General features: G+C 66.2%; 18 protein-coding genes. All 18 read left to right on the forward strand.

Going from position 1 to position 18,583, the window contains the following annotated elements; all coding sequences use genetic code 11:
* Window positions 1-78 precede the first annotated feature (78 nt).
* The 18 genes from AC1D2K_RS00290 to AC1D2K_RS00375 all read left to right on the forward strand — a co-directional run bounded on the left by AC1D2K_RS00290 (window position 79) and on the right by AC1D2K_RS00375 (window position 18,514).
* Window positions 79-1,833, forward strand: a complete 1,755-nt coding sequence (locus AC1D2K_RS00290) for an FAD-dependent oxidoreductase (RefSeq protein WP_478085353.1) — start codon at window positions 79-81, stop codon at window positions 1,831-1,833.
* A gap of 130 nt (window positions 1,834-1,963) precedes the next feature.
* Complete coding sequence (locus tag AC1D2K_RS00295; RefSeq protein WP_478085355.1) at window positions 1,964-2,809, forward strand: SDR family NAD(P)-dependent oxidoreductase; 846 nt, start codon at window positions 1,964-1,966, stop codon at window positions 2,807-2,809.
* A gap of 24 nt (window positions 2,810-2,833) precedes the next feature.
* Window positions 2,834-3,685: a branched-chain amino acid ABC transporter permease gene (locus AC1D2K_RS00300; protein ID WP_478085357.1), complete on the forward strand. Its 852-nt coding sequence runs from the start codon at window positions 2,834-2,836 to the stop codon at window positions 3,683-3,685.
* Window positions 3,686-3,709: 24 nt separating this feature from the next.
* On the forward strand, window positions 3,710-4,696 hold the full coding sequence (locus tag AC1D2K_RS00305) for a branched-chain amino acid ABC transporter permease (protein ID WP_478085358.1): 987 nt from the start codon (window positions 3,710-3,712) through the stop codon (window positions 4,694-4,696).
* Window positions 4,697-4,719: 23 nt separating this feature from the next.
* Window positions 4,720-5,439 (forward strand): ABC transporter ATP-binding protein, encoded by a 720-nt coding sequence (locus AC1D2K_RS00310; protein ID WP_478085360.1) that lies wholly within the window; start codon window positions 4,720-4,722, stop codon window positions 5,437-5,439.
* Complete coding sequence (locus AC1D2K_RS00315) at window positions 5,436-6,143, forward strand: ABC transporter ATP-binding protein (RefSeq protein ID WP_478085361.1); 708 nt, start codon at window positions 5,436-5,438, stop codon at window positions 6,141-6,143. Before AC1D2K_RS00310 ends, AC1D2K_RS00315 begins: the two co-directional genes overlap by 4 nt.
* Window positions 6,144-6,218: 75 nt before the next feature.
* Window positions 6,219-7,424, forward strand: a complete 1,206-nt coding sequence (locus tag AC1D2K_RS00320; RefSeq protein WP_478085363.1) for an ABC transporter substrate-binding protein — start codon at window positions 6,219-6,221, stop codon at window positions 7,422-7,424.
* Window positions 7,421-8,344, forward strand: a complete 924-nt coding sequence (locus tag AC1D2K_RS00325; RefSeq protein WP_478085365.1) for an NAD-dependent epimerase/dehydratase family protein — start codon at window positions 7,421-7,423, stop codon at window positions 8,342-8,344. Before AC1D2K_RS00320 ends, AC1D2K_RS00325 begins: the two co-directional genes overlap by 4 nt.
* 5 nt (window positions 8,345-8,349) lie before the next feature.
* Complete coding sequence (locus AC1D2K_RS00330; RefSeq protein ID WP_478085367.1) at window positions 8,350-9,180, forward strand: SDR family NAD(P)-dependent oxidoreductase; 831 nt, start codon at window positions 8,350-8,352, stop codon at window positions 9,178-9,180.
* A gap of 557 nt (window positions 9,181-9,737) precedes the next feature.
* A complete protein-coding gene (gene msuE / locus AC1D2K_RS00335) occupies window positions 9,738-10,316 on the forward strand; it encodes an FMN reductase (protein WP_478085369.1) in 579 nt (192 codons plus the stop codon).
* Window positions 10,317-10,623: 307 nt separating this feature from the next.
* A complete protein-coding gene (locus AC1D2K_RS00340; RefSeq protein WP_478085371.1) occupies window positions 10,624-11,058 on the forward strand; it encodes a DoxX family protein in 435 nt (144 codons plus the stop codon).
* Window positions 11,059-11,463: 405 nt separating this feature from the next.
* Window positions 11,464-12,336, forward strand: a complete 873-nt coding sequence (locus tag AC1D2K_RS00345; RefSeq protein WP_478085373.1) for a CmcJ/NvfI family oxidoreductase — start codon at window positions 11,464-11,466, stop codon at window positions 12,334-12,336.
* Window positions 12,333-13,691 carry an LLM class flavin-dependent oxidoreductase gene (locus AC1D2K_RS00350; protein ID WP_478085375.1) on the forward strand — a complete coding sequence of 453 codons (1,359 nt, stop codon included), beginning with the start codon at window positions 12,333-12,335 and terminating at the stop codon, window positions 13,689-13,691. Before AC1D2K_RS00345 ends, AC1D2K_RS00350 begins: the two co-directional genes overlap by 4 nt.
* A gap of 115 nt (window positions 13,692-13,806) precedes the next feature.
* Complete coding sequence (locus tag AC1D2K_RS00355; protein WP_478085377.1) at window positions 13,807-14,286, forward strand: rhodanese-like domain-containing protein; 480 nt, start codon at window positions 13,807-13,809, stop codon at window positions 14,284-14,286.
* Between the two features lie 39 nt (window positions 14,287-14,325).
* Entirely contained in the window at window positions 14,326-15,258 is a 933-nt protein-coding gene (epsC, locus tag AC1D2K_RS00360; RefSeq protein ID WP_478085379.1) for a serine O-acetyltransferase EpsC, read from the forward strand.
* Window positions 15,255-15,524 (forward strand): helix-turn-helix domain-containing protein, encoded by a 270-nt coding sequence (locus AC1D2K_RS00365; protein ID WP_478085380.1) that lies wholly within the window; start codon window positions 15,255-15,257, stop codon window positions 15,522-15,524. Before epsC ends, AC1D2K_RS00365 begins: the two co-directional genes overlap by 4 nt.
* A gap of 66 nt (window positions 15,525-15,590) precedes the next feature.
* Window positions 15,591-16,523 carry a family 2A encapsulin nanocompartment shell protein gene (locus tag AC1D2K_RS00370; protein WP_478085381.1) on the forward strand — a complete coding sequence of 311 codons (933 nt, stop codon included), beginning with the start codon at window positions 15,591-15,593 and terminating at the stop codon, window positions 16,521-16,523.
* Between the two features lie 92 nt (window positions 16,524-16,615).
* On the forward strand, window positions 16,616-18,514 hold the full coding sequence (locus AC1D2K_RS00375; protein ID WP_478085406.1) for a family 2A encapsulin nanocompartment cargo protein cysteine desulfurase: 1,899 nt from the start codon (window positions 16,616-16,618) through the stop codon (window positions 18,512-18,514).
* The last annotated feature ends 69 nt before the right edge of the window (window positions 18,515-18,583 follow it).

Below are 18,583 nucleotides of genomic sequence, written 5' to 3' on the forward strand. Positions count from 1 at the left end.
GTTCCGCGGTATCCCTGGTATCGGACTGCGCCGGTTTCATGGGTCGTCGGTCGCGCACCGCGCGGTGGAGCAACTGAGATGCGGATTTGCCAGAACGACCTCGCCGCTGTTCACGACGGTGCCCGCTACGACATCGTTGTGATCGGCGCCGGCGGCGCCGGCATGGCGGCTGCGCTCTATGCTGCGATCGACGGCAAGAAGGTCCTGCTTGTCGAACGCACCGAGTATGTGGGCGGCACCACTGCTCGCTCCGCCGCGACCACGTGGGTGCCCGGCACGCATCACGCGGCCTCCGTGAATCCGACGGACACGCTGGAGGACGCCGCACGCTATCTGACGAATGCAATCGGCGAGCGCACGCCGGCGTCGATGCGGCAGACCTTCCTGGACAACGGCGCGCAGGCGGTCAAGCAGATCGAAATGCATTCCGAAGTCAAGTACCGGCCGTACCCGAAGCATCCCGACTACATCTCCGACCTTGGCGGTTCGACCCTCAACGGCCGTGCGCTCGAGCCGCTGCCCTTCGATGGCCGCAAGCTCGGCCCGCTCCTGTYCTTGGTGCGGCCGCCGATCCCCGAGTTCACGGTCTTGGGCGGGATGATGGTCGACCGCAACGACATCAACCACCTGCTTGGCATGACTCGATCGATGGCGTCATTCAAGCATTCGGCCAAGATCATTTCGCGTCATGCGAAAGACCGGCTGACCCATCCGCGCGGCACGCGCCTGGTCATGGGCAATGCGTTGATCGGACGCTTGCTGTATTCGCTGGCGCAGCACGACAACGTCACGCTCGCGCTGAACACATCGATCGAAGGCATCGATCGTGAAGCGAACGGGGAGGGCGCCATCGACGCCGTCACACTGGAACTGAACGGCGAGCGGCGCAGGGTGCGCGTCGACGGCGGCGTCATTCTGGCCAGCGGGGGCTTCAATCGCCATGCCGACCTGCGCAAGACCCTGCTGCCGGGCATCGAGCCGGATTGGAGCCCGGCCGCGCCAGGCCACACGGGTGCCGCGCACGATCTGGTGCGCAAGCTCGGTGCGCGCTACGGAAATGGCGGCCTGTCGCATGCATTCTGGGCGCCCGTGTCGCTGCGCCAGCGCGCAGATGGCAGCATGGCGTCGTTCCCGCATTTCGTGATGGACCGCGCCAAGCCTGGCATGCTGACCGTGAATCGAGCGGGCCGGCGCTTCGTCAACGAAAGCACTTCGTACCACCTGTTCGGGTTGGCGATGCAGAAGGCCAACGAAGTGTCGCCGTCGATTCCAGCCTGCTTGGTCTGCGACGCCGAGGCATTGCGAAAGTACGGCATCGGCATGGTGCGCCCCGGCGGCAAGGGCCTCGCGCCGTTCCTTGCCGACGGCTATCTCACGCGGGGCAAGACGCTGGATGAATTGGCGGCCAAGCTCGGTATCGATGCCGCCGGCCTGAAGGCCAGCGTGGCCACGATCAACAGCTACGCGGAAACGGGCGTCGACCCTGACTTCCAGAGAGGCGAGACAGCCTACCAGCAGAACATCGGCGATGCCGCGTGGAGCGGCAAGAACCCGAACATCGGGCCGTTGAAGCAGGCGCCTTACTACGCGATACGGCTCTACCCCGGCGACATCGGTGCTTCCACCGGCTTGGCGACCAATGCCGACGCGCAGGTGCTGGGCGAGAACGATCGACCGATTCCCGGCCTGTACGCGGTCGGCAACGACATGCACTCGATCATGGGCGGCGTCTATGTCGCCCCTGGCATCACCCTCGGCCCCGGCCTCGTTTTCGCCTACCTCGCGGCACGGCATGCCGTTGCGCGTAGCGGCGCTCACCTAGGGAAAACCTGATTCAAGCGCGCACGAAAAGTCCTGCTTTCAGCCGCAATCGTCGACTGACGGCGAGGCTCGACAAAACATCATTGCCTATCGCGGCGCCGAGTTGAACGGCCTGCACGAGACCGAACAGGAGACAAAGAGAATGCAAGCCAAACGCCCGGATTTGATGCCGGAATCGGACGAGCCTCTGCCTGCACCATCCGTCCAACGCGTCGCAGTCATTACGGGCGCCGCCGATGGCATCGGCTGGGCCACGGCGCAGCGCCTTGCTAGTGATGGATGGCGCGTCGCGCTGCTCGACCTGCGGACCGAGGCGGTGGAGGCGCGCGCCGGCGAACTCGGGCAGGGCCACCTTGGCCGGGCCTGCGACGTGACCGATGCCTCCAGTGCGGACGCTGCCATTGCCGCCGTCGCCGCGGACATGGGCCGAATCGATGCACTCGTGAACAACGCCGGCATCGGCGACCAGACCCGTCCGACCCTCACGCAATCGATCGAAGCTTTCGATCGGGTGCTGGCTGTGCATCTGCGCGGCACCTTCCTGATGAGCCAGGCCACGCTGCGAGTCATGCAAGAGCAGCCCCGAGACGGCCGAGGCAACCGCGGCGCCATCGTCAACTTGGGTTCGATTGCCAGCTTGGGTGGTATCCCCGGCCGCAACGCCTATTGCGCCGCCAAGACCGGCGTCGTGGGGCTGACGCGCGCATTGGCCAGCGAATGGGCGCGCGAGGGCGTGCGTGTCAACGCCGTGGCGCCCGGCTATGTGCGCACGGCGATGGTGGCGCGATTGGTGCGCGAGCGCGCGATCGATGGCCTTGCCATCGCGCACCGCACGCCGTTGGGCCGCATGGCCGAACCGGCCGAGGTCGCCGAGGCCATCGCCTTCCTTGCCTCGCCGCAAGCCAGTTACGTCACCGGCGCAGTGCTGCCGGTGGACGGAGGCTGGTCCGCGTTCGGCGCCCCCGAAAGTGCGATGCCCGCACTCTGACTCAAACATCCAGGAGGCGAACCCATGCTCACCATCAACATCTTCAACGGCCTCGTATACGGCGCATTGCTTGTCGTGATGTGTTCCGGCCTGGCGCTCATCTACGGACTGCGCCGCGTCGTGAACTTCGCCCATGGCTCGCTCTACATGCTGGGCGCGTACCTGGGCTACTCGATCGCGCTGAACAGCAATTTCTGGGTGGCACTGGTGGCGGCTCCTGCCATCATGGCGCTGTTCGGCGTGTTGCTGGACCGCTATGGCTTTCGCCTGCTGCAGGATCGCGACCCGCTCACGGTGGTCCTGGTGACCTTCGGCCTGCTCCTGATCATCGAGGACTTCGTCCAGACGGTGTGGGGGAAGAGCAATCTCACAGTGACCATGCCGAGCGCGCTGGCCACGTCGTTGGATTTCCTGGGCACGCAGCTGCCGGCCTACCGGTTGGCCGTGATCGGCGTCGGCGCGCTGGTGGCACTCGGGCTGACCGCCTGGCTGCGCATGTCCAAGATCGGCCTGTTCGTGCGGGCTGCCAGCACCGACCCCACCACGACGGCCATGCAGGGCATCAACACCGACCTTCTCAGCGCGGGGGTGGTCGGCCTGGGCACAGCCCTCGCGGGCCTGGCCGGCGTCGTGGCCGCGCCTTTCCTGTCGCTGTCGCCCTCGATGAGCAGCGACGTGATCATCGATTCCTTCGTCGTGGTGGTTGTTGGCGGCCTCGGGTCGTTGGCAGGCGCCTTCATTGCCGCGATGGTGCTGGGCATGGTGCAGGCGCTCGGCGCCGTGTACGTGCCTGATCTGTCCGCGGTGTTGCCCTTCGTGATCATGGTCGCGGTGCTGATCTGGAAACCATCGGGCTTCGCAGGCAGCCGTACCTGAGTCGCACAACCTGGAGACATCGCAATGACAAAACTTCGATTGGGAACGAGCGCCGCCGGTGCGCTGGCAGCAGGTGGCGTCGTGGCCGCATTGGTCGGCTCGGGCACCGTGTTGTCGCTGCTGACGCAAGCCGTCATCTTCGGCGTATTTGCCCTGGGAGTGGGCCTGCTGCTGCGGCAGAACGGCATGGTCAGCTTTGGCCATGCGCTGTTTTTCGGCCTGTCCGGCTACTCGATGGGCATCGTGCTGGAACTGGGCTGGATGCCGGCCGAGCTGGCCATCCTTTGCACTCTCGCCATGGTGGCGCTCTGTGCCTTTGTCGTCGGGCTCGTGATTGTGAGAGTGCCGGGCGTTGCCTTCAGCATGATGACCCTGGCCATCGGCCAGATGTTCTTCCTCACCGCCTCGCGCTCGCGTGGACTGACTGGCGGAGCCGACGGCATGAACGTCAACTGGCCCGCCACGCTGTTCGGCGTTCCGCAGTCGCTGCTGCACAAGCCGGTGGTGCTCTTTCTGATCTGCTGGACGGTCCTGGTCCTGCTGATGCTGGCGCTCGCGTTTCTGCTGCGCAGCCGCTTCGGCAGCGTGACCGAGGCGGTCCGAGACAACGAGGAGCGCGCGCGCTTCATCGGTGTGCGCACGCTGCTGCCGCGCGCCGGCGTGTATGCGTTGTCGGCAACCGTGGTGGCGTTGGCTGGACTGCTGTCGGCGCTGAACACCGGCTTCGTATCGCCCGAAGCGCTGCATTGGAGCGTGTCGGGCGTGGCGTTGATGATGGTGGTGGTGGGCGGCTACAAGGCGCTGTGGGGCCCACCGCTTGGCGCCATCGTGTACTTCCTGTTTAAGGATGTGCTGGGCGACTACGCCAATCACTGGATGGCGATCTTCGGCGTCGCACTCATCACCGTCATCGTGTTCTCGCCCACCGGCATCGCCGGCGCATTCGAGCGCCTGGCCAAGGGCAAGCGCCGCGAGGTGGACGCCCCGGGCCGGCCGGCCTCGGTGCACTGACAGTCAGAGAGGAGACGACAACCATGAACGACTATGTGTTGCAGGCCGACGATGTCGCCATTCACTATGGTGGGGTGAAGGCGGTGGACGGCGTGGGCCTGACCCTGGAGCGCGGCCAGATACGCGGCTTGATCGGTCCCAACGGCGCAGGAAAGTCCACCGTGATCGACGCCATCACCGGTCGTCGCCGCCTGACGCGCGGCAGGGTGATGCTGGGCGGCCAGGACGTGACCGCCCTTGGTGTGGTGGAGCGGCGCATGCGCGGGCTCTCACGCAGTTTCCAGCGCACGAGCATCTTCGGCCAGATGAGGGTGCGCCGACAGGTCGAATTGGCCTCGCACCGCATGAATCCAGAGGGTTACGAGGCCGACGCCGAGGCAGTGCTCAGGGAGTTGGATTTGCACCCGCGCGCCGACGACGTGGCCGATGACCTGGGCTACGGCGAACAGCGCCGGCTCGACCTGGCGCTGGCGCTGGTCGGCCGGCCAGCCGTGCTTCTGCTGGACGAGCCGATGGCCGGTCTCTCGGTCAAGGAATCGCTGGACCTGGCCCAGCATCTCAAGGCGCTGACCTCGCGCTGGAACGTCTCGGTGCTGCTGGTCGAGCACGACATGGACGTGGTGTTCGGCATCTCGGACGTGGTGACCGTGTTCGAGCTCGGCCGCGTCATCGCAAGTGGCGAACCGGCCGCCGTGCGCGCCGATCCGCGCGTGCGAGAAGCCTACCTGGGGAGCGCGGCATGACAAGCTCCTTGCTGGAACTCGAGAAGGTCAACGCCTTCTACGGCTCGGCCCACATCCTGCATGACCTGAGCCTGGCAGTGCACGCGGGCGAACGCGTGGCCCTGGTCGGGCGAAACGGGATGGGCAAGACAACGGTGGTCAACACCATCCTTGGCTTGGCAGCATTGCGCGGCGGGCGGGTGCAGGTCGGCGGGAAGTTGCTGGCGCGGCCGCGAACCTACCAGGCGGCCCAGCAGGGCGTGGTTGTGGTTCCGCAGGGACGCCGAATCGTGGCCAATCTCAGCGTCGAGGAAAACCTGCAACTCGGTGCTGCCGTCGGCCGCAAAGGTCCGTGGACCGTGCAGGAGATCTACAAACTCTTCCCCATCCTGAAGGAGCGTTCCCACACGCCCGGCACCGCGCTCTCGGGCGGCCAGCAGCAGATGCTGGCCGTGGGCCGCGCGTTGATGGCGAACCCCTCCCTCATCCTGCTGGATGAGCCGACCGAAGGCCTGGCTCCGGTGATCGTCGACCAATTGGCCGTGATCTTCAACCGGGTGGCCGGCCAGGGCACCGCGCTGCTGCTGATCGAGCAGAACATGAGTCTCGTGGTGCGCGTCGCCAGCCGCTACTACGCGATGGCGAAGGGCTCGGTCGTCGCACAGGGGCCGGTCCACAACAGCCGTGAAGGCCTGCACGACCTCGAAGCGCACGTGATGGTCTGAGCCTGCGGCGGTCGATGCCCCGTTCTTTCGTTACGGCCGCCGGACCGCCTCCGGCGTTTGATTCTGGAGACACACATGCCCACAAAGAAACCCCTCTTGCAGCTCTGCGCTGCATCCGTCCTTGCGCTCGGCGCGGCACTCCCGCTGGCGGCGCTCGCACAGGGCAAAGAGCCCGTCAAGGTCGGCCTCGTATCGTCCAAGTCGGGCGTGTTCGCCCAGCAGGGCGAGGAGGTGATGCGCGCAGTCAAGTTCGCCATCGAGGAAGCCAACAGCAAAGGCGGCGTCGACGGCCGGAAGGTCGAGGTGCAGGAGGGCGATGACGAAGGCACGCCCGATGCCGGACGGCGGGTGGCCGAAAAGCTTGCGCGCGATGGCAACAACCTGCTGATCGGCGCAATCCCGTCGTCGATCTCGCTGGCGATCGCCCAGAATCTGGACCGCTGGGATGCAGCCTATTTCGTGGTGGCCAGCAAGTCCGACAAGCTCACGGGCGACACCTGCAAGCCGCGCAGCTTTCGCACCAACCATTCAGACGCGATGGACATCGCGATGATCAACGAGTGGGCCAAGGGGCTTCCTGAGAAAAGCTTTGCAGTACTCGCCGCCGACTACGTGTGGGGCCGCGATTCGGGTGAATCCTTCAAGAAGGCGGCCGAAGCCGCGGGCAAGAGCGTCAAGCTGAGCCTCTACGTGCCGCTGGGGACCAAGGACTTTTCGCCCTACATCGCACAACTGAAGGACGCCAACGTCGAGGCGATCTGGGTTGCAGAGACCGGCCGTGACGCGATCGCCTTCGTCAAGCAGGCGGAGGAGTTCGGCCTGATCCCGAAGACCAAGCTGATCGGCCATGCATTGATTCAGAACTTCATGATCAATGCGACCGGAAAGGCGCTCGAAGGAACTCCCGGCAACACCGCCTACACAGCGACGCTCGACAACCCGAACAGCAAGGCGTTCGTCGCGGCTTGGAAGGCCAAGTTCAACCGTGTCCCCACCGACAACGAAGGTCAGGCCTACAACGGCATGCAGGTCATGTTCGAGGGCGTGAGGAAGTCCGGAAGCGTCAAGCCTGCGGAGGTCAGCAAGGCACTCCGCGGCGCGGAGATCGAGACGATCTACGGCAAGGTCACAATGCGCGCTGCCGACAACCAGCTCTTGYTGCCCAACTACGTCGCGCGTGCCAAGCCGGTCGACGGCGCGATCGCTCCGGTGATCGAGCACATCTACCCCGCCTCGCTGACACCGCCAGCGTCGCCGCTGTGCAAGATGGCCCAAGGATGACGGCTCCGACTGCCGGAGGAACACAGTTGAAGAGAGTGCTGGTCACGGGCGGCAGCGGCTTTCTTGGCGCCTGGATCGTGCGTCGCCTGAGCATGCGTGGCATTCAGGCGCGCGTTTTCGACGTCCAGGAGAGGCGCAGCACAGTGGCCGCCATCGCTGGCGACTCCCTGGCCCGGGAACTCGACTGGCGAGTGGGTGACATCCGCCGGGCCGACGACGTACGCCAGGCCATGGCAGGCTGCGACGGTGTCGTTCATCTGGCCGGTGTGCTGACACCGGACTGCAGTGCAAACCCGGTGCTTGGCGCCGAGATMAATCTGATCGGTTCGCTCAACGTGTTCGACGCAGTGCGTGCCCAGGRCATCGGCCAGCTCGTCTACGCGAGTTCCGCTGGCGTCTATGGTCCGGACGATGCGCAGCGTCCGATGCCCGCGACGCACTACGGTGCCTTCAAGCTGGCGGTCGAAGGATCTGCGCGTGCCTACTGGCATGAGCATCGCGTGGCGAGCGTCGGCCTGCGGCCATTCGTCGTCTACGGACCGGGGCGTGAGACCGGCGTGAGCGCCGGTCCCAGCCTGGCGTGCCGCGCCGCGGCACGCGGTGAGGCTTTCACGATCGGCTACACCGGCGCATCGGGCCTGATCTTCGTCGAGGACGCAGCGCATGCATTTGAACAAGCGTTGCTGACGCCGACCCAGGGCGCCAATGTATGCAACCTGGTTGGGGAATCGGCGACCGTGGAAGAGTTCATTGCTGAGATTCGGCGCCAAGTTCCGGGGGCCCGACTCAACGCAGAAGGTCCGCCACTCACCATTGCTTCAGGCATTGCGGAGGAAGGATTGGACGCCTTGTTGCCTCCCCGCCAGCGCACAAGCCTTTCTGGCGGAATCGCGTCGACTATCCGGCACTACTTCCAATAGGCCTCATGAAAACCGAAACATTCCATCTGCCTCCCGTTCATGCCCTTGTCACTGGCGCCACCGGCGGCATAGGTCGTGGAATCTGCTTTGCGCTGATCAAGCAAGCGCGCGAGGACGGCGCGCCGATACACATCAGCGCTGCCGCCTCGCAAGGAGGCGAAAAGATCGATGGCCTGCTCGAGGAGCTTCGCGCCGCGGGTGCGACTGCAAGCGGCGTCACGGGGGACATCACGGATGCCGCGCAGTGTTCGGCGCTGATCGCGCAGGCGTCGAATAAAGGCGGTGACTTGACGACACTGATATGCAATGCTGGCGCCTCCGGACCCGGGAAACTGGCCGACCTGCCGTTGGCCCAGTGGGACAAGACCTTCAATCTCAACGCCAGATCGTGCTTCCTGCTATCGCAAGCCGCACGACCACAACTGATGCGCACGGGGGGAAGCATCATCGCGGTGGCCTCGATGTCGGGCTTATTGCCCCATCCCGGCTACGGCGCGTACTCGGCATCAAAGGCTGCACTCATCATGTTATGCCGCCAACTTGCACAGGAGTGGGCGGTCGACCGGATCCGCGTCAACACCGTGTGTCCGGGCATGATTCGTACGCCTCTGACAGAGGCGGTCTATCAGGACGACGCGATACTCGATCAACGCCTGTCGTTGGTGCCGATGGGGCGCATTGGTACGGCGCAGGAGATAGGTGCGGTCGTTGCATGGTTCGCCAGCGCGGGCGCGGCATATGTGACCGGGCAGAGCCTGACAGTGGATGGCGGTATCTCGGATCGAATTCTTTCGCTTATCCCCGGACGGCCCGGAAGGGGGCCGGTCGTTCAGTGAGGCCTCGCAGCGCTGAACGCTCATCCTGTTCGACGAGGTCGAGTGGCGGGTGAACCACTCGGATGCAGCATGGAACCTCTCCGAGAAGAAAACGTCCGACATTGGATCGCCGTCTCATTTTGAGTCGTTCCTGAGTGCGGCGGGCCTTCAATGCGAAGAGGGTTCTGTCGCAGCAACGCTGTGGCGCGCGACGAAGGGGCATGCCGCCCCGGCCATCATCTCCTCGTGTGCCGCAGGCTCAGCGGATAGGCCGCGTACCAGCGCAGCGCAGGTCAGCATCACTTCCAACCGAGCCTGCGCGACATGGTTGGTGGGCCCGACCCCTTGGTCGGGCTTCGCCTTGCGCATCGATTGACTCCGAAATTCGCATATCGATAGCCGAAATGGTTCTAGGTCGCCTGCACCGGAGGGCACTCGGCGGCTGCACAGTCATGTGTCCTGCAATTTTTCGCCGCGCGCGGCAGCCTCGTCGACGTCACCGTTGCCGTCGCACATGAGGCCCGCTCGTTGTCCCGTGCTCACGGTCAACAGGCAAAACACTTCACACAACGCTCAACATGGCCAAAAGACTCAAGATCGTCGCCGTCTCCGGCGGCCTGCAACGCCCGTCCCGCACCCTCGTGCTGGTTGAACAACTGCTCGAGGGATTGACTGACGCATTGCCCGTCGAAACGCGGCTCATCGAACTCGGAGAGATCGTCCCGAAGTTCGGTAACGTGCTCCAACGCAACCACCTTCCGTCCGAGGTCGAATCGATCCTGCGCGACATCGAAACGGCAGACCTGCTGTTGGTCGCAAGCCCGATCTATCGGGGCTCGTACACCGGTCTTTTCAAGCACCTGTTCGACTTCGTGCACCAGGACTCTCTCGTTGACGTGCCTGTGCTGCTCGCCGCGACGGGAGGCAGTGACCGGCATGCGCTGGCGATCGATCACCAACTTCGGCCGTTGTTCAGCTTCTTCCAGTCCCACACGCTGCCCATCGGCGTCTATGCGACCGACAAGGAGTTCGCGAACTACCGCGTAAACAGTGACGCGCTGCGCGCCCGGATCGCGCTGGCGGTCGAGCGCGCGGTGCCTGTGTTGCGGCAACGCGGGCAGCGTGCACTGACGGTGCCGACGCTCGCACTGGCCTGACGGGGTGGTTGTCTCGGGTGGTCGGTGGYCAGGTCGTGTCAGTTGAGCCGCTGGCCAACGGCGGAAGCCCTCGGCTCGGATCGGATCGCCTTTGTAGGCGATCGTGGGCGACGCCGCCGAAGACCGATTGCTTCGATGCTTGTGYCCCGGCTTTCTGATGCCTGCGCCCGGAGGGTCAACGGAAAACGCATCTGCAAACTCGTATTCCTTCGTTTGCAGGCGTGTCGCGTGTCCGCAGAATCCGCCAGGTCGAAGCCCCGCAACTCGTCACCCTGGGCTTCCCACCTTCACCATCGATTGGCTCATCATGTCGCTTCGCAATCCTGAACTCCTGGCGCCACGCGCCCTGTCCGTGCTGCGCATCGTCTCGGCCTTCCTGTTGATCCAGCATGGGTCGGCCAAGCTGCTGGGCTTTCCTCACGTGGCCTATTTCGACAATCTCCAGATCGTGTCCCTCCTCGGCGTCGCTGGCGTTCTCGAGCTGGTCGGAGGTGCGCTGCTGCTGATCGGACTCTTCACGCGTCCGACGGCGTTCATCCTCTCCGGGCTGCTGGCCTTCGCCTATTTTCTGGGCCACGCCACCAAGGGCTACGTGCTGGCCCCGTCCCTGAACCAGGGCGAAGCGGCCGTGTTGTTTTCCTTTGTGTTCCTGTACCTCGCGGCTGCGGGCGCTGGCCCGTGGAGCGTCGACGCACGCCGCTCGAAGGCCATCACACCGGCGGGCCTGCCCGCATCGGCCTGAACTTGCGGCGAGGTCGGCTGTTCTGGCGATATGCAATTGAGTCCGAAGCACCATCTCATTCCATCACCCATGACCGACATCACATTTCCTCCGGGTCGACTGGCTCCTCATGACACGCAATGCTGAATTGACGCCCGCCGAGCATGCCCGCCGCGTGATCGCGCGAACGGCTTCGGTCTGGCAGATCGCGCCAGTCTCGCCGCGCGAAGTGGCCCGTCGTGCACCGCACGGCTATGTCCCGGTTCGGATCATGCGGCGCGTCCGCGCAGCCGCGGCGGCGTACGGCCGGCCACCGTCGCCGACCGCGCAGGCGATCGTGGTGCGAGCGGACTCGCCACTGGGTCTGCGTGACGACCAGCACGCCCCGACCTGCGCCCGTTCAAGGACCCCTTCTAAGGTGAACCCATGAGTGCCGTACTGAATGCGTGGCCGGGCGTCGCGAACGCCTCGGCCGTGAAGGCCGAGCTCAACTACCTGGCACCCCGGGGCGTTCGTCCAGTCAGCTACACCTTCGAGCCGCCTGCCGGCGTTCCCTGGAACACCGGCGAGCTGGCGCCGGAGTGGGTCACGATCCACGATGGGCGCTCGCTGGCCGCGCTGGGCGAGCTTTCGCTCGACCGCAGTGGCTTCTCGCAGGTCGCGCACCGCAGCGCGTTGACGGACTTCAGCGACGATGCGGCCATCCGCACGGTCTACTACCCCGAATCGGCCGCGTTGCTGCGCGCCGCGACCGGTGCCGAGAAGGTCGTGGTGTTCGACCATACCTTGCGCGACAGCGCGAACGGATCGCGCGCCACGAAGACGCTGCGCGAACCCGTGCGGCGGGTGCACAACGACCAGACCTTCGTTTCGGGCCCGCGCCGGGTGCGCGACCACCTGCCCGCCGACGAGGCGGCCGAACGTTTGAAGCATCGCTTTGCCATCATCAATCTGTGGCGGCCGCTGGCGACGGTGGAGCAACTGCCGCTGGCGCTCTGCGATGCGCGCTCCATTGCGCCCGGGGATCTGGTGCCCAGCGATCTGGTCTACGCCGACAAGGTGGGCGAGACCTATTCGTTTCTGCACAATCCCGATCACCGCTGGTACTGGTTCCCACGGCTGCGCAGCGACGAGCCTCTGCTCCTGAAGATCTACGACTCGCGCGAGGACGGCACGGCGCGCCTGACGGCGCACAGTGCGTTCGTTCATCCGGACACACCGCCCGATGCGCCGCCGCGTCGCAGCATCGAACTCCGGGCGCTGGTGTTCTGGCCTGCCGAATCGACGCACGGCGCATGAACACTCCTCGCAGGCAAATGCACCTCGGTGCCTTCTTCTTCGGCGTCGGCCATCACCTGGCGGCCTGGCGCCACCCGGACGTCGATCCCGCAGCGGCCAGCCGCATCGAGTCGCTGAAGGAATGGACGCGCATCGCGGAGCATGCCAAGTTCGATGCCATCTTCTTCGCCGACAACGTCGGCATGCCGGGTCCGCCCGATGGCGTGGTGGCGAAGAATGCGCTCTGGTATCCGCTCGATCCGCTCGTCACGCTGGCAGCGCTTTCGCAGGCCACCACCCACATCGGCCTGGTGGCCACGGTCTCGTCGACCTACCTGCCGCCCTACCATCTGGCGCGCAAGTACGCGGCGCTCGACCAGGTCAGCCACGGCCGCAGCGGCTGGAACCTCGTGACCTCCGGCAGCGACTTCGAGGCCCGCAGCTTCGGTCTCGACCAGCAACTCGGCCATGCGCACCGCTACGCCCGTGCCCACGAGTACGTGAAGGTCGTCAAGGGCTTGTGGGACAGCTGGGAGGATGATGCGTTCGTCCACGACAAGGCGGCCAACCGCTTCTTCGACCCGGCCAGGCTGCACCGCGTGGCGCACGAGGGCGAGCATTACAAGGTGCACGGCGCCCTGCAGACGCCGCGTTCGCCCCAGGGCTATCCGGTGCTGGTACAGGCCGGGTCTTCCGGCGATGGACAGGAACTGGCTGCGGCGACTGCCGAGGTGGTGTTCACCGCCCAGCAGAGCGCTGACGAGGCGAGGGCGTTCTACAGCGGCCTCAAGGGCAGGCTGGCCGCACATGGCCGCATGCCCGATCAACTCAAGATCCTGCCCGGCATCTCGCCCTTTGTCGGGCGCAGCCGGCAGGAGGCGCAGGACAAGTTCGACCAGCTGCAAGGCTTGATCGACCCCGTTCTGGGTGTCGGCCTGCTGTCGACCTTCCTGGGCAATGTCGACTTGTCGGGCTACGACATGGATGGGCCCTTCCCGAAGAACCTGCCGGTCACGCAAGGATGGAAAAGCCGGCAGGAACTGTTCGAGGGGATGGCCAGGCGCGACAACCTTTCGATTCGCCAGCTCTATGAAAAGGTCGCCGGCGCGCGCGGGCACTGGACCCTCGTCGGCACGGCCGAATCGATTGCCGACCAGCTCGAGCACTGGTTCACCACGAGTGCGGCCGACGGCTTCAACGTGCTGGCGCCGACGCTGCCGCACGAACTCAAGGATTTTGCCGAGCTGGTGATTCCCGAACTTCAGCGGCGTGGACTGTTCCGCACCGACTACCAAGGCCGAACCCTGCGAGAACACCTCGGGCTTGCGCGGCCTGCCCATCCTGGTGCACTGCATCGGGCCGCAGGCGATAGATGAGATGGTTGTTAGGAATCGACTTTTCGGTCGTTTGTGTTGACCGTGGTCCGACCTAGAGTGGTCTATCGCCATCAAGGCGAGACCCGCAACCACTCAATCAACGGAGTACTTTTTCATGTCATCGGACGTCGAATCCCTCGCACTGCCGGCCGCGCTGGAGCAAGCCCGGGCCGCAGCGGAGCAACAGAACCTGGCTTATGCCGGGGGTGTCGCGCCGCCGGTCGCGTGGCAGCTGGTTCAGCAGCGCGAAGCGGTGCTGGTCGACGTGCGTTCGGGCGAGGAGCGAAAGTTCGTGGGCCACGTGCCCCACAGCCTGCACGTGCCCTGGGCCACAGGCACCGCGCTCACGCGCAACCCCCGCTTCGTGCGCGAGCTCGAGGCAAAGCTGGCCAAGGACGGCGGCAAGGACGCCGTGGTGCTCCTGCTGTGCCGCAGCGGCAAGCGCTCGGCGCTGGCCGCCGAGGCGGCGGCCAAGGCAGGCTTCAGCCATGTGCTCAACGTGCTGGAGGGATTCGAGGGCGAGATCGATGGCGACCAGCACCGCGGCTCGGCGGACGGCTGGCGCTTTCACAAGCTGCCCTGGGTCCAGGACTGAGCACGCGCCCGGCGCGTGACCGAATCGAGGAGGAAGGAAATGTCGGGATTCGATATCGACCAGGTGGTCGGGGCGCTGCGCAGCGTGCGCGACGAATGGCGCGATGCGCAGAAGCGATCGCGCGAGCCCGCCGGTCGGGAGTTCCCGTCGCGCGATGCGCTCTCGGTCGTGATCGAGCAGCTCAAGGGTGCGCTCTTTCCGATGCGACTCGGCCCCTCGGACCTGCGCCACGACGGCGAGGACTTCTACGTGGCCCACACGCTCGATGCCGCCTTGCATGCCTTGCTGGAGCAGGCGCGGCTCGAACTCCAGTACGTGGGGCGCCGTGCGCCGCGCGCGGCGGCCGAGATCGATGCCCAGGCGCGCGAGGCCGTGCGCGGATTCGGTTCGGCCCTGCCGGGGATTCGCCGGCTGCTCGACAGCGATGTGACCGCGGCCTACCAGGGCGACCCGGCGGCGCACAGCGTCGACGAGGTGCTGCTGTGCTACCCGGGCGTGCTGGCGATGATCTACCACCGGCTGGCGCACCAGCTCTATCGGCTGCAGTTGCCGCTGCTGGCGCGCATCGTGGCCGAGCTGGCCCACGGACAGACCGGCATCGACATCCATCCGGGCGCGCAGATCGGCAGCGGCTTCTTCATCGACCACGGCACGGGTGTCGTGATCGGCGAGACCGCGGTGATCGGCCAGCGCGTGCGGGTCTACCAGGCGGTGACGCTCGGGGCCAAGCGCTTTCCCGTCGATGCCCACGGCCTGCTACAGAAGGGCCTGCCGCGGCATCCGGTGGTGGAGGACGAGGTCGTGATCTATGCGGGCGCGACGATCCTCGGGCGCGTCACGATCGGCCGCGGTGCGGTCATCGGCGGCAACGTCTGGTTGACCGACGACGTGCCGCCCGGCGCCAGCGTGACCCAGGCCGGCCTGCAGAACGCCGCGTCGGGCGGCGAGGCACTTGCGGTGGCTGTCCGGTGAGCGCACTGGTGGAGCGCTTCGGGGTGACCGTGCGCCAACTGCGCGTCCAGAACGGCTGGTCGCAGGTGCAGCTGGCAGAGCGTTCGGAGCTGGATCGCTCCTATGTCGGCGAGATCGAGAGGGGGCGGGTGATCGCCTCCATCGTCACCGCGGAGAAGATCGCCGTGGCGTTGCAGCTCGACGTGGCGGCCTTGCTCTCGCGCTGCGAGCAACTCGGCGAACAGCGTGCCGGACAGCTCATCAGTTTGGCGGCTATAGCCCGTTGAGGGAAAACCCGAATCCCCAGACACTTTCCTGCAATCGTCCTTTCTCGAACCACGGAGTCCTTTCCCATGACCGCAACCGTCGGTGGTACCACCGCCCTTGGCGACAACGCCGCCCGCCAGCTAGCCAACGCCACCAAGAGCGTTCCCCAGCTCGAGACGATCAGTCCGCGCTGGCTCACGCACCTGCTGCAATGGGTGCCGGTCGAGGCCGGCATCTACCGCCTGAACAAGGTCAAGAACCCCGAGTCGATCCAGGTCGTCTGCACGGCCAAGGAAAGCGAGAACCAGCTGCCGCGCACCTGGGTCGACTACGAAGACCATCCGCGCGAATACAACCTCAATGCGGTCAGCACCGTGCTCGACGTTCACACGCGCATCTCCGACCTTTACAGCAGCCCCCACGACCAGATCAAGGAGCAGCTGCGCCTGACCATCGAGACGATCAAGGAGAACCAGGAGAGCGAGCTCATCAACAACCCGGACTACGGCTTGCTGTCCCAGGTCACCGACGAGCAGCGCATCTTCCCGCTGACCGGCGCGCCGACGCCGGACGACCTCGACGAACTGCTGACCAAGGTCTGGAAGGAGCCCGCCTTTTTTCTGACCCATCCGCTGGCGATCGCCGCCTTCGGCCGCGAGGCCACGCGACGCGGCACGCCGCCGCCGACCGTGAGCCTGTTCGGCTCGCAGTTCATCACCTGGCGCGGCGTTCCGCTGATCCCGTCGAACAAGGTGCCGGTGGCCGACGGCAAGAGCAAGATCCTGCTGCTGCGCGTGGGCGACAAGCGCCAGGGCGTGGTCGGCTTGTTCCAGCCGGGCTTGACCGGCGAACAGAGCCCGGGCCTGTCGGTGCGCTTCATGGGCATCAATGACCATGCGATCGCGTCGTACCTGATCTCGCTGTACTGCTCGGTCGCGGTGCTGACCACCGACGCGCTGGCGGTGCTCGACGACGTCGAGATCGGCAAGTACCACGACTACGCCGACACCTACAAGTAAGCCACCAGGTGAGCACGTCACTTTCTCCACACGGCCTGCCCCAAGTGCCGCAGCAAGCCGAGGCGCCGTTCGACCCGGCCATCCTCGCGCGCATGGCGAGCCAACTGTTCGCGGCGCTGCCGGGCCAGGCCGCACCGCCCGGCGTGCAGGCGCCTTCGCAGCTCGCGCCGCCGGGTTCGCCGCTGGTGAGCCCGGCCGGCTTCGGCGCCAGCGTGCCGGGCACGCCGATCCCGCAAGGGCAGGTGCCGGGCACCAACCTGATTCCGGCTTCCCCGACGCAAGTGCTGGCGCTCGGCAACCGCGCACCGGCGGCGCAACCGCACGCGCTGGCGGGCAACGGCGTGCCCGAGAACGTGCTGGGTGCCTTGCCGGCCTACGAGCCGCGCCTCGGCGGTGCGGTGCTCGGCGTGCCCGAGGCGCAGGCGGCAACGCCCGCGCGGGCGGGCGCGCATCCGGCTGTGGGCGCCTCGCCGTTCTACTTTCTTGGCGACAGCCACGGCCAGCCGTCGGCGGGCGGCCGCGGCACCGACAGCGCACCGCGCGTGCACGACGACCTGGCCGGCTATCCGTTCGCGCAGCCCGATGGCGCCGATGTCCAGGGCCTGCTGGCAGCGAAGCCGCCAGGGCAACCCGGGTCGGCTGCCGATGCCTCGACGCGGCCGCAGTACTACTTCGTCGACGCGGTCCGCTTGCCGAGCGGCTACGTCACGCCGGCCAAACCGTCGCCGCACGGCGACGTGCCGACGGTCGCCGCCGGCCAGCGCCAGCCCTTCGACGTGCATGCCGTGCGGCGCGACTTCCCCGTCTTGCAGGAGCGCGTGAACGGCCGGCCGCTGGTCTGGTTCGACAACGCCGCGACCACGCACAAGCCGCAGTCGGTGATCGACCGCATCGCGTATTTCTATGAACACGAGAACTCGAACATCCATCGCGCCGCGCACGAACTCGCCGCGCGCGCGACCGATGCCTACGAGGGTGCGCGCGAGCGGGTGCGAAAGTTCATCAACGCGCCCGACGTCAACGAGGTGATCTTCGTGCGCGGCACCACCGAGGCCATCAACCTGGTGGCCAAGAGCTGGGGCGGCCAGCACGTGGGCGAGGGCGACGAGATCATCGTGAGCCACTTGGAGCACCACGCCAACATCGTGCCCTGGCAGCAGCTCGCTTCGGCCAAGGGCGCGAAGCTGCGCGTGATCCCGGTCGACGACTCGGGCCAGGTGCTGCTCGACGCGTACCGCAAGCTGCTCAACGACCGCACMAGGATCGTCGCCGTCACGCAGGTCTCGAACGCGCTCGGCACGGTGGTGCCGGTGAAGGAGATCGTAGCGCTCGCACACCGCGCCGGCGCGCTGGCGCTGGTCGATGGCGCGCAGTCGGTCTCGCACATGCGGGTCGACGTCCAGGACATCGGCGCCGACTTCTTCGTCTTCTCCGGCCACAAGGTGTTCGGTCCGACCGGCATCGGCGTGGTCTGGGGCCGGCGCGTGGTGCTCGAGGACATGCCGCCCTGGCAGGGCGGCGGCAACATGATCGCCGACGTGACCTTCGAGAAGACCGTCTTCCAGCCGATCCCGAACAAGTTCGAGGCCGGCACCGGAAACATCGCGGACGCGGTGGGTCTGGGCGCCGCGATCGACTACGTGAACAAGGTCGGCATCGAGAACATCGCGCGCTACGAGCACGAGCTGCTGGTCTACGGCATGCGGCAGCTGGGTGCCATCAAGGGCGTGCGCCTGATCGGCACCGCGGCCGACAAGGCCAGCGTGATGTCCTTCGTGCTGGACGGCTACAGCACCGAGGAGGTGGGCCAGGCGCTCAACGACGAGGGGATCGCGGTGCGCACCGGACACCACTGCGCGCAGCCGATCTTGCGCCGCAATGGCGTCGAGACCACAGTGCGGCCGTCGCTGGCCTTCTACAACACCTTCGACGAGATCGACCGACTGGTGGCCGTGGTGCGCAGGCTGGCGGGGCAGCGGCGGGCGGGTTGAGCGGTGGGGGCGAGGCGCATCGCGCCTCAGATAGTTTGTTCATAAGCAAGCGAAAAATGGGTTGTTCCT

The sequence above is a fragment of the Variovorax sp. P1_H12_2 genome (assembly GCF_056405335.1).

Excerpts from the sequence above, each read along its gene's own strand:
- AC1D2K_RS00295 (WP_478085355.1), top strand. The coding sequence starts at position 1,964 with ATGCAAGCCAAACGCCCGGATTTGATGCCGGAATCGGACGAGCCTCTG.
- AC1D2K_RS00300 (WP_478085357.1), top strand. The coding sequence starts at position 2,834 with ATGCTCACCATCAACATCTTCAACGGCCTCGTATACGGCGCATTGCTT.
- AC1D2K_RS00305 (WP_478085358.1), top strand. The coding sequence starts at position 3,710 with ATGACAAAACTTCGATTGGGAACGAGCGCCGCCGGTGCGCTGGCAGCA.
- AC1D2K_RS00310 (WP_478085360.1), top strand. The coding sequence starts at position 4,720 with ATGAACGACTATGTGTTGCAGGCCGACGATGTCGCCATTCACTATGGT.
- AC1D2K_RS00315 (WP_478085361.1), top strand. The coding sequence starts at position 5,436 with ATGACAAGCTCCTTGCTGGAACTCGAGAAGGTCAACGCCTTCTACGGC.
- AC1D2K_RS00330 (WP_478085367.1), top strand. The coding sequence starts at position 8,350 with ATGAAAACCGAAACATTCCATCTGCCTCCCGTTCATGCCCTTGTCACT.
- msuE (WP_478085369.1), top strand. The coding sequence starts at position 9,738 with ATGGCCAAAAGACTCAAGATCGTCGCCGTCTCCGGCGGCCTGCAACGC.
- AC1D2K_RS00340 (WP_478085371.1), top strand. The coding sequence starts at position 10,624 with ATGTCGCTTCGCAATCCTGAACTCCTGGCGCCACGCGCCCTGTCCGTG.
- AC1D2K_RS00345 (WP_478085373.1), top strand. The coding sequence starts at position 11,464 with ATGAGTGCCGTACTGAATGCGTGGCCGGGCGTCGCGAACGCCTCGGCC.
- AC1D2K_RS00350 (WP_478085375.1), top strand. The coding sequence starts at position 12,333 with ATGAACACTCCTCGCAGGCAAATGCACCTCGGTGCCTTCTTCTTCGGC.
- AC1D2K_RS00355 (WP_478085377.1), top strand. The coding sequence starts at position 13,807 with ATGTCATCGGACGTCGAATCCCTCGCACTGCCGGCCGCGCTGGAGCAA.
- epsC (WP_478085379.1), top strand. The coding sequence starts at position 14,326 with ATGTCGGGATTCGATATCGACCAGGTGGTCGGGGCGCTGCGCAGCGTG.
- AC1D2K_RS00370 (WP_478085381.1), top strand. The coding sequence starts at position 15,591 with ATGACCGCAACCGTCGGTGGTACCACCGCCCTTGGCGACAACGCCGCC.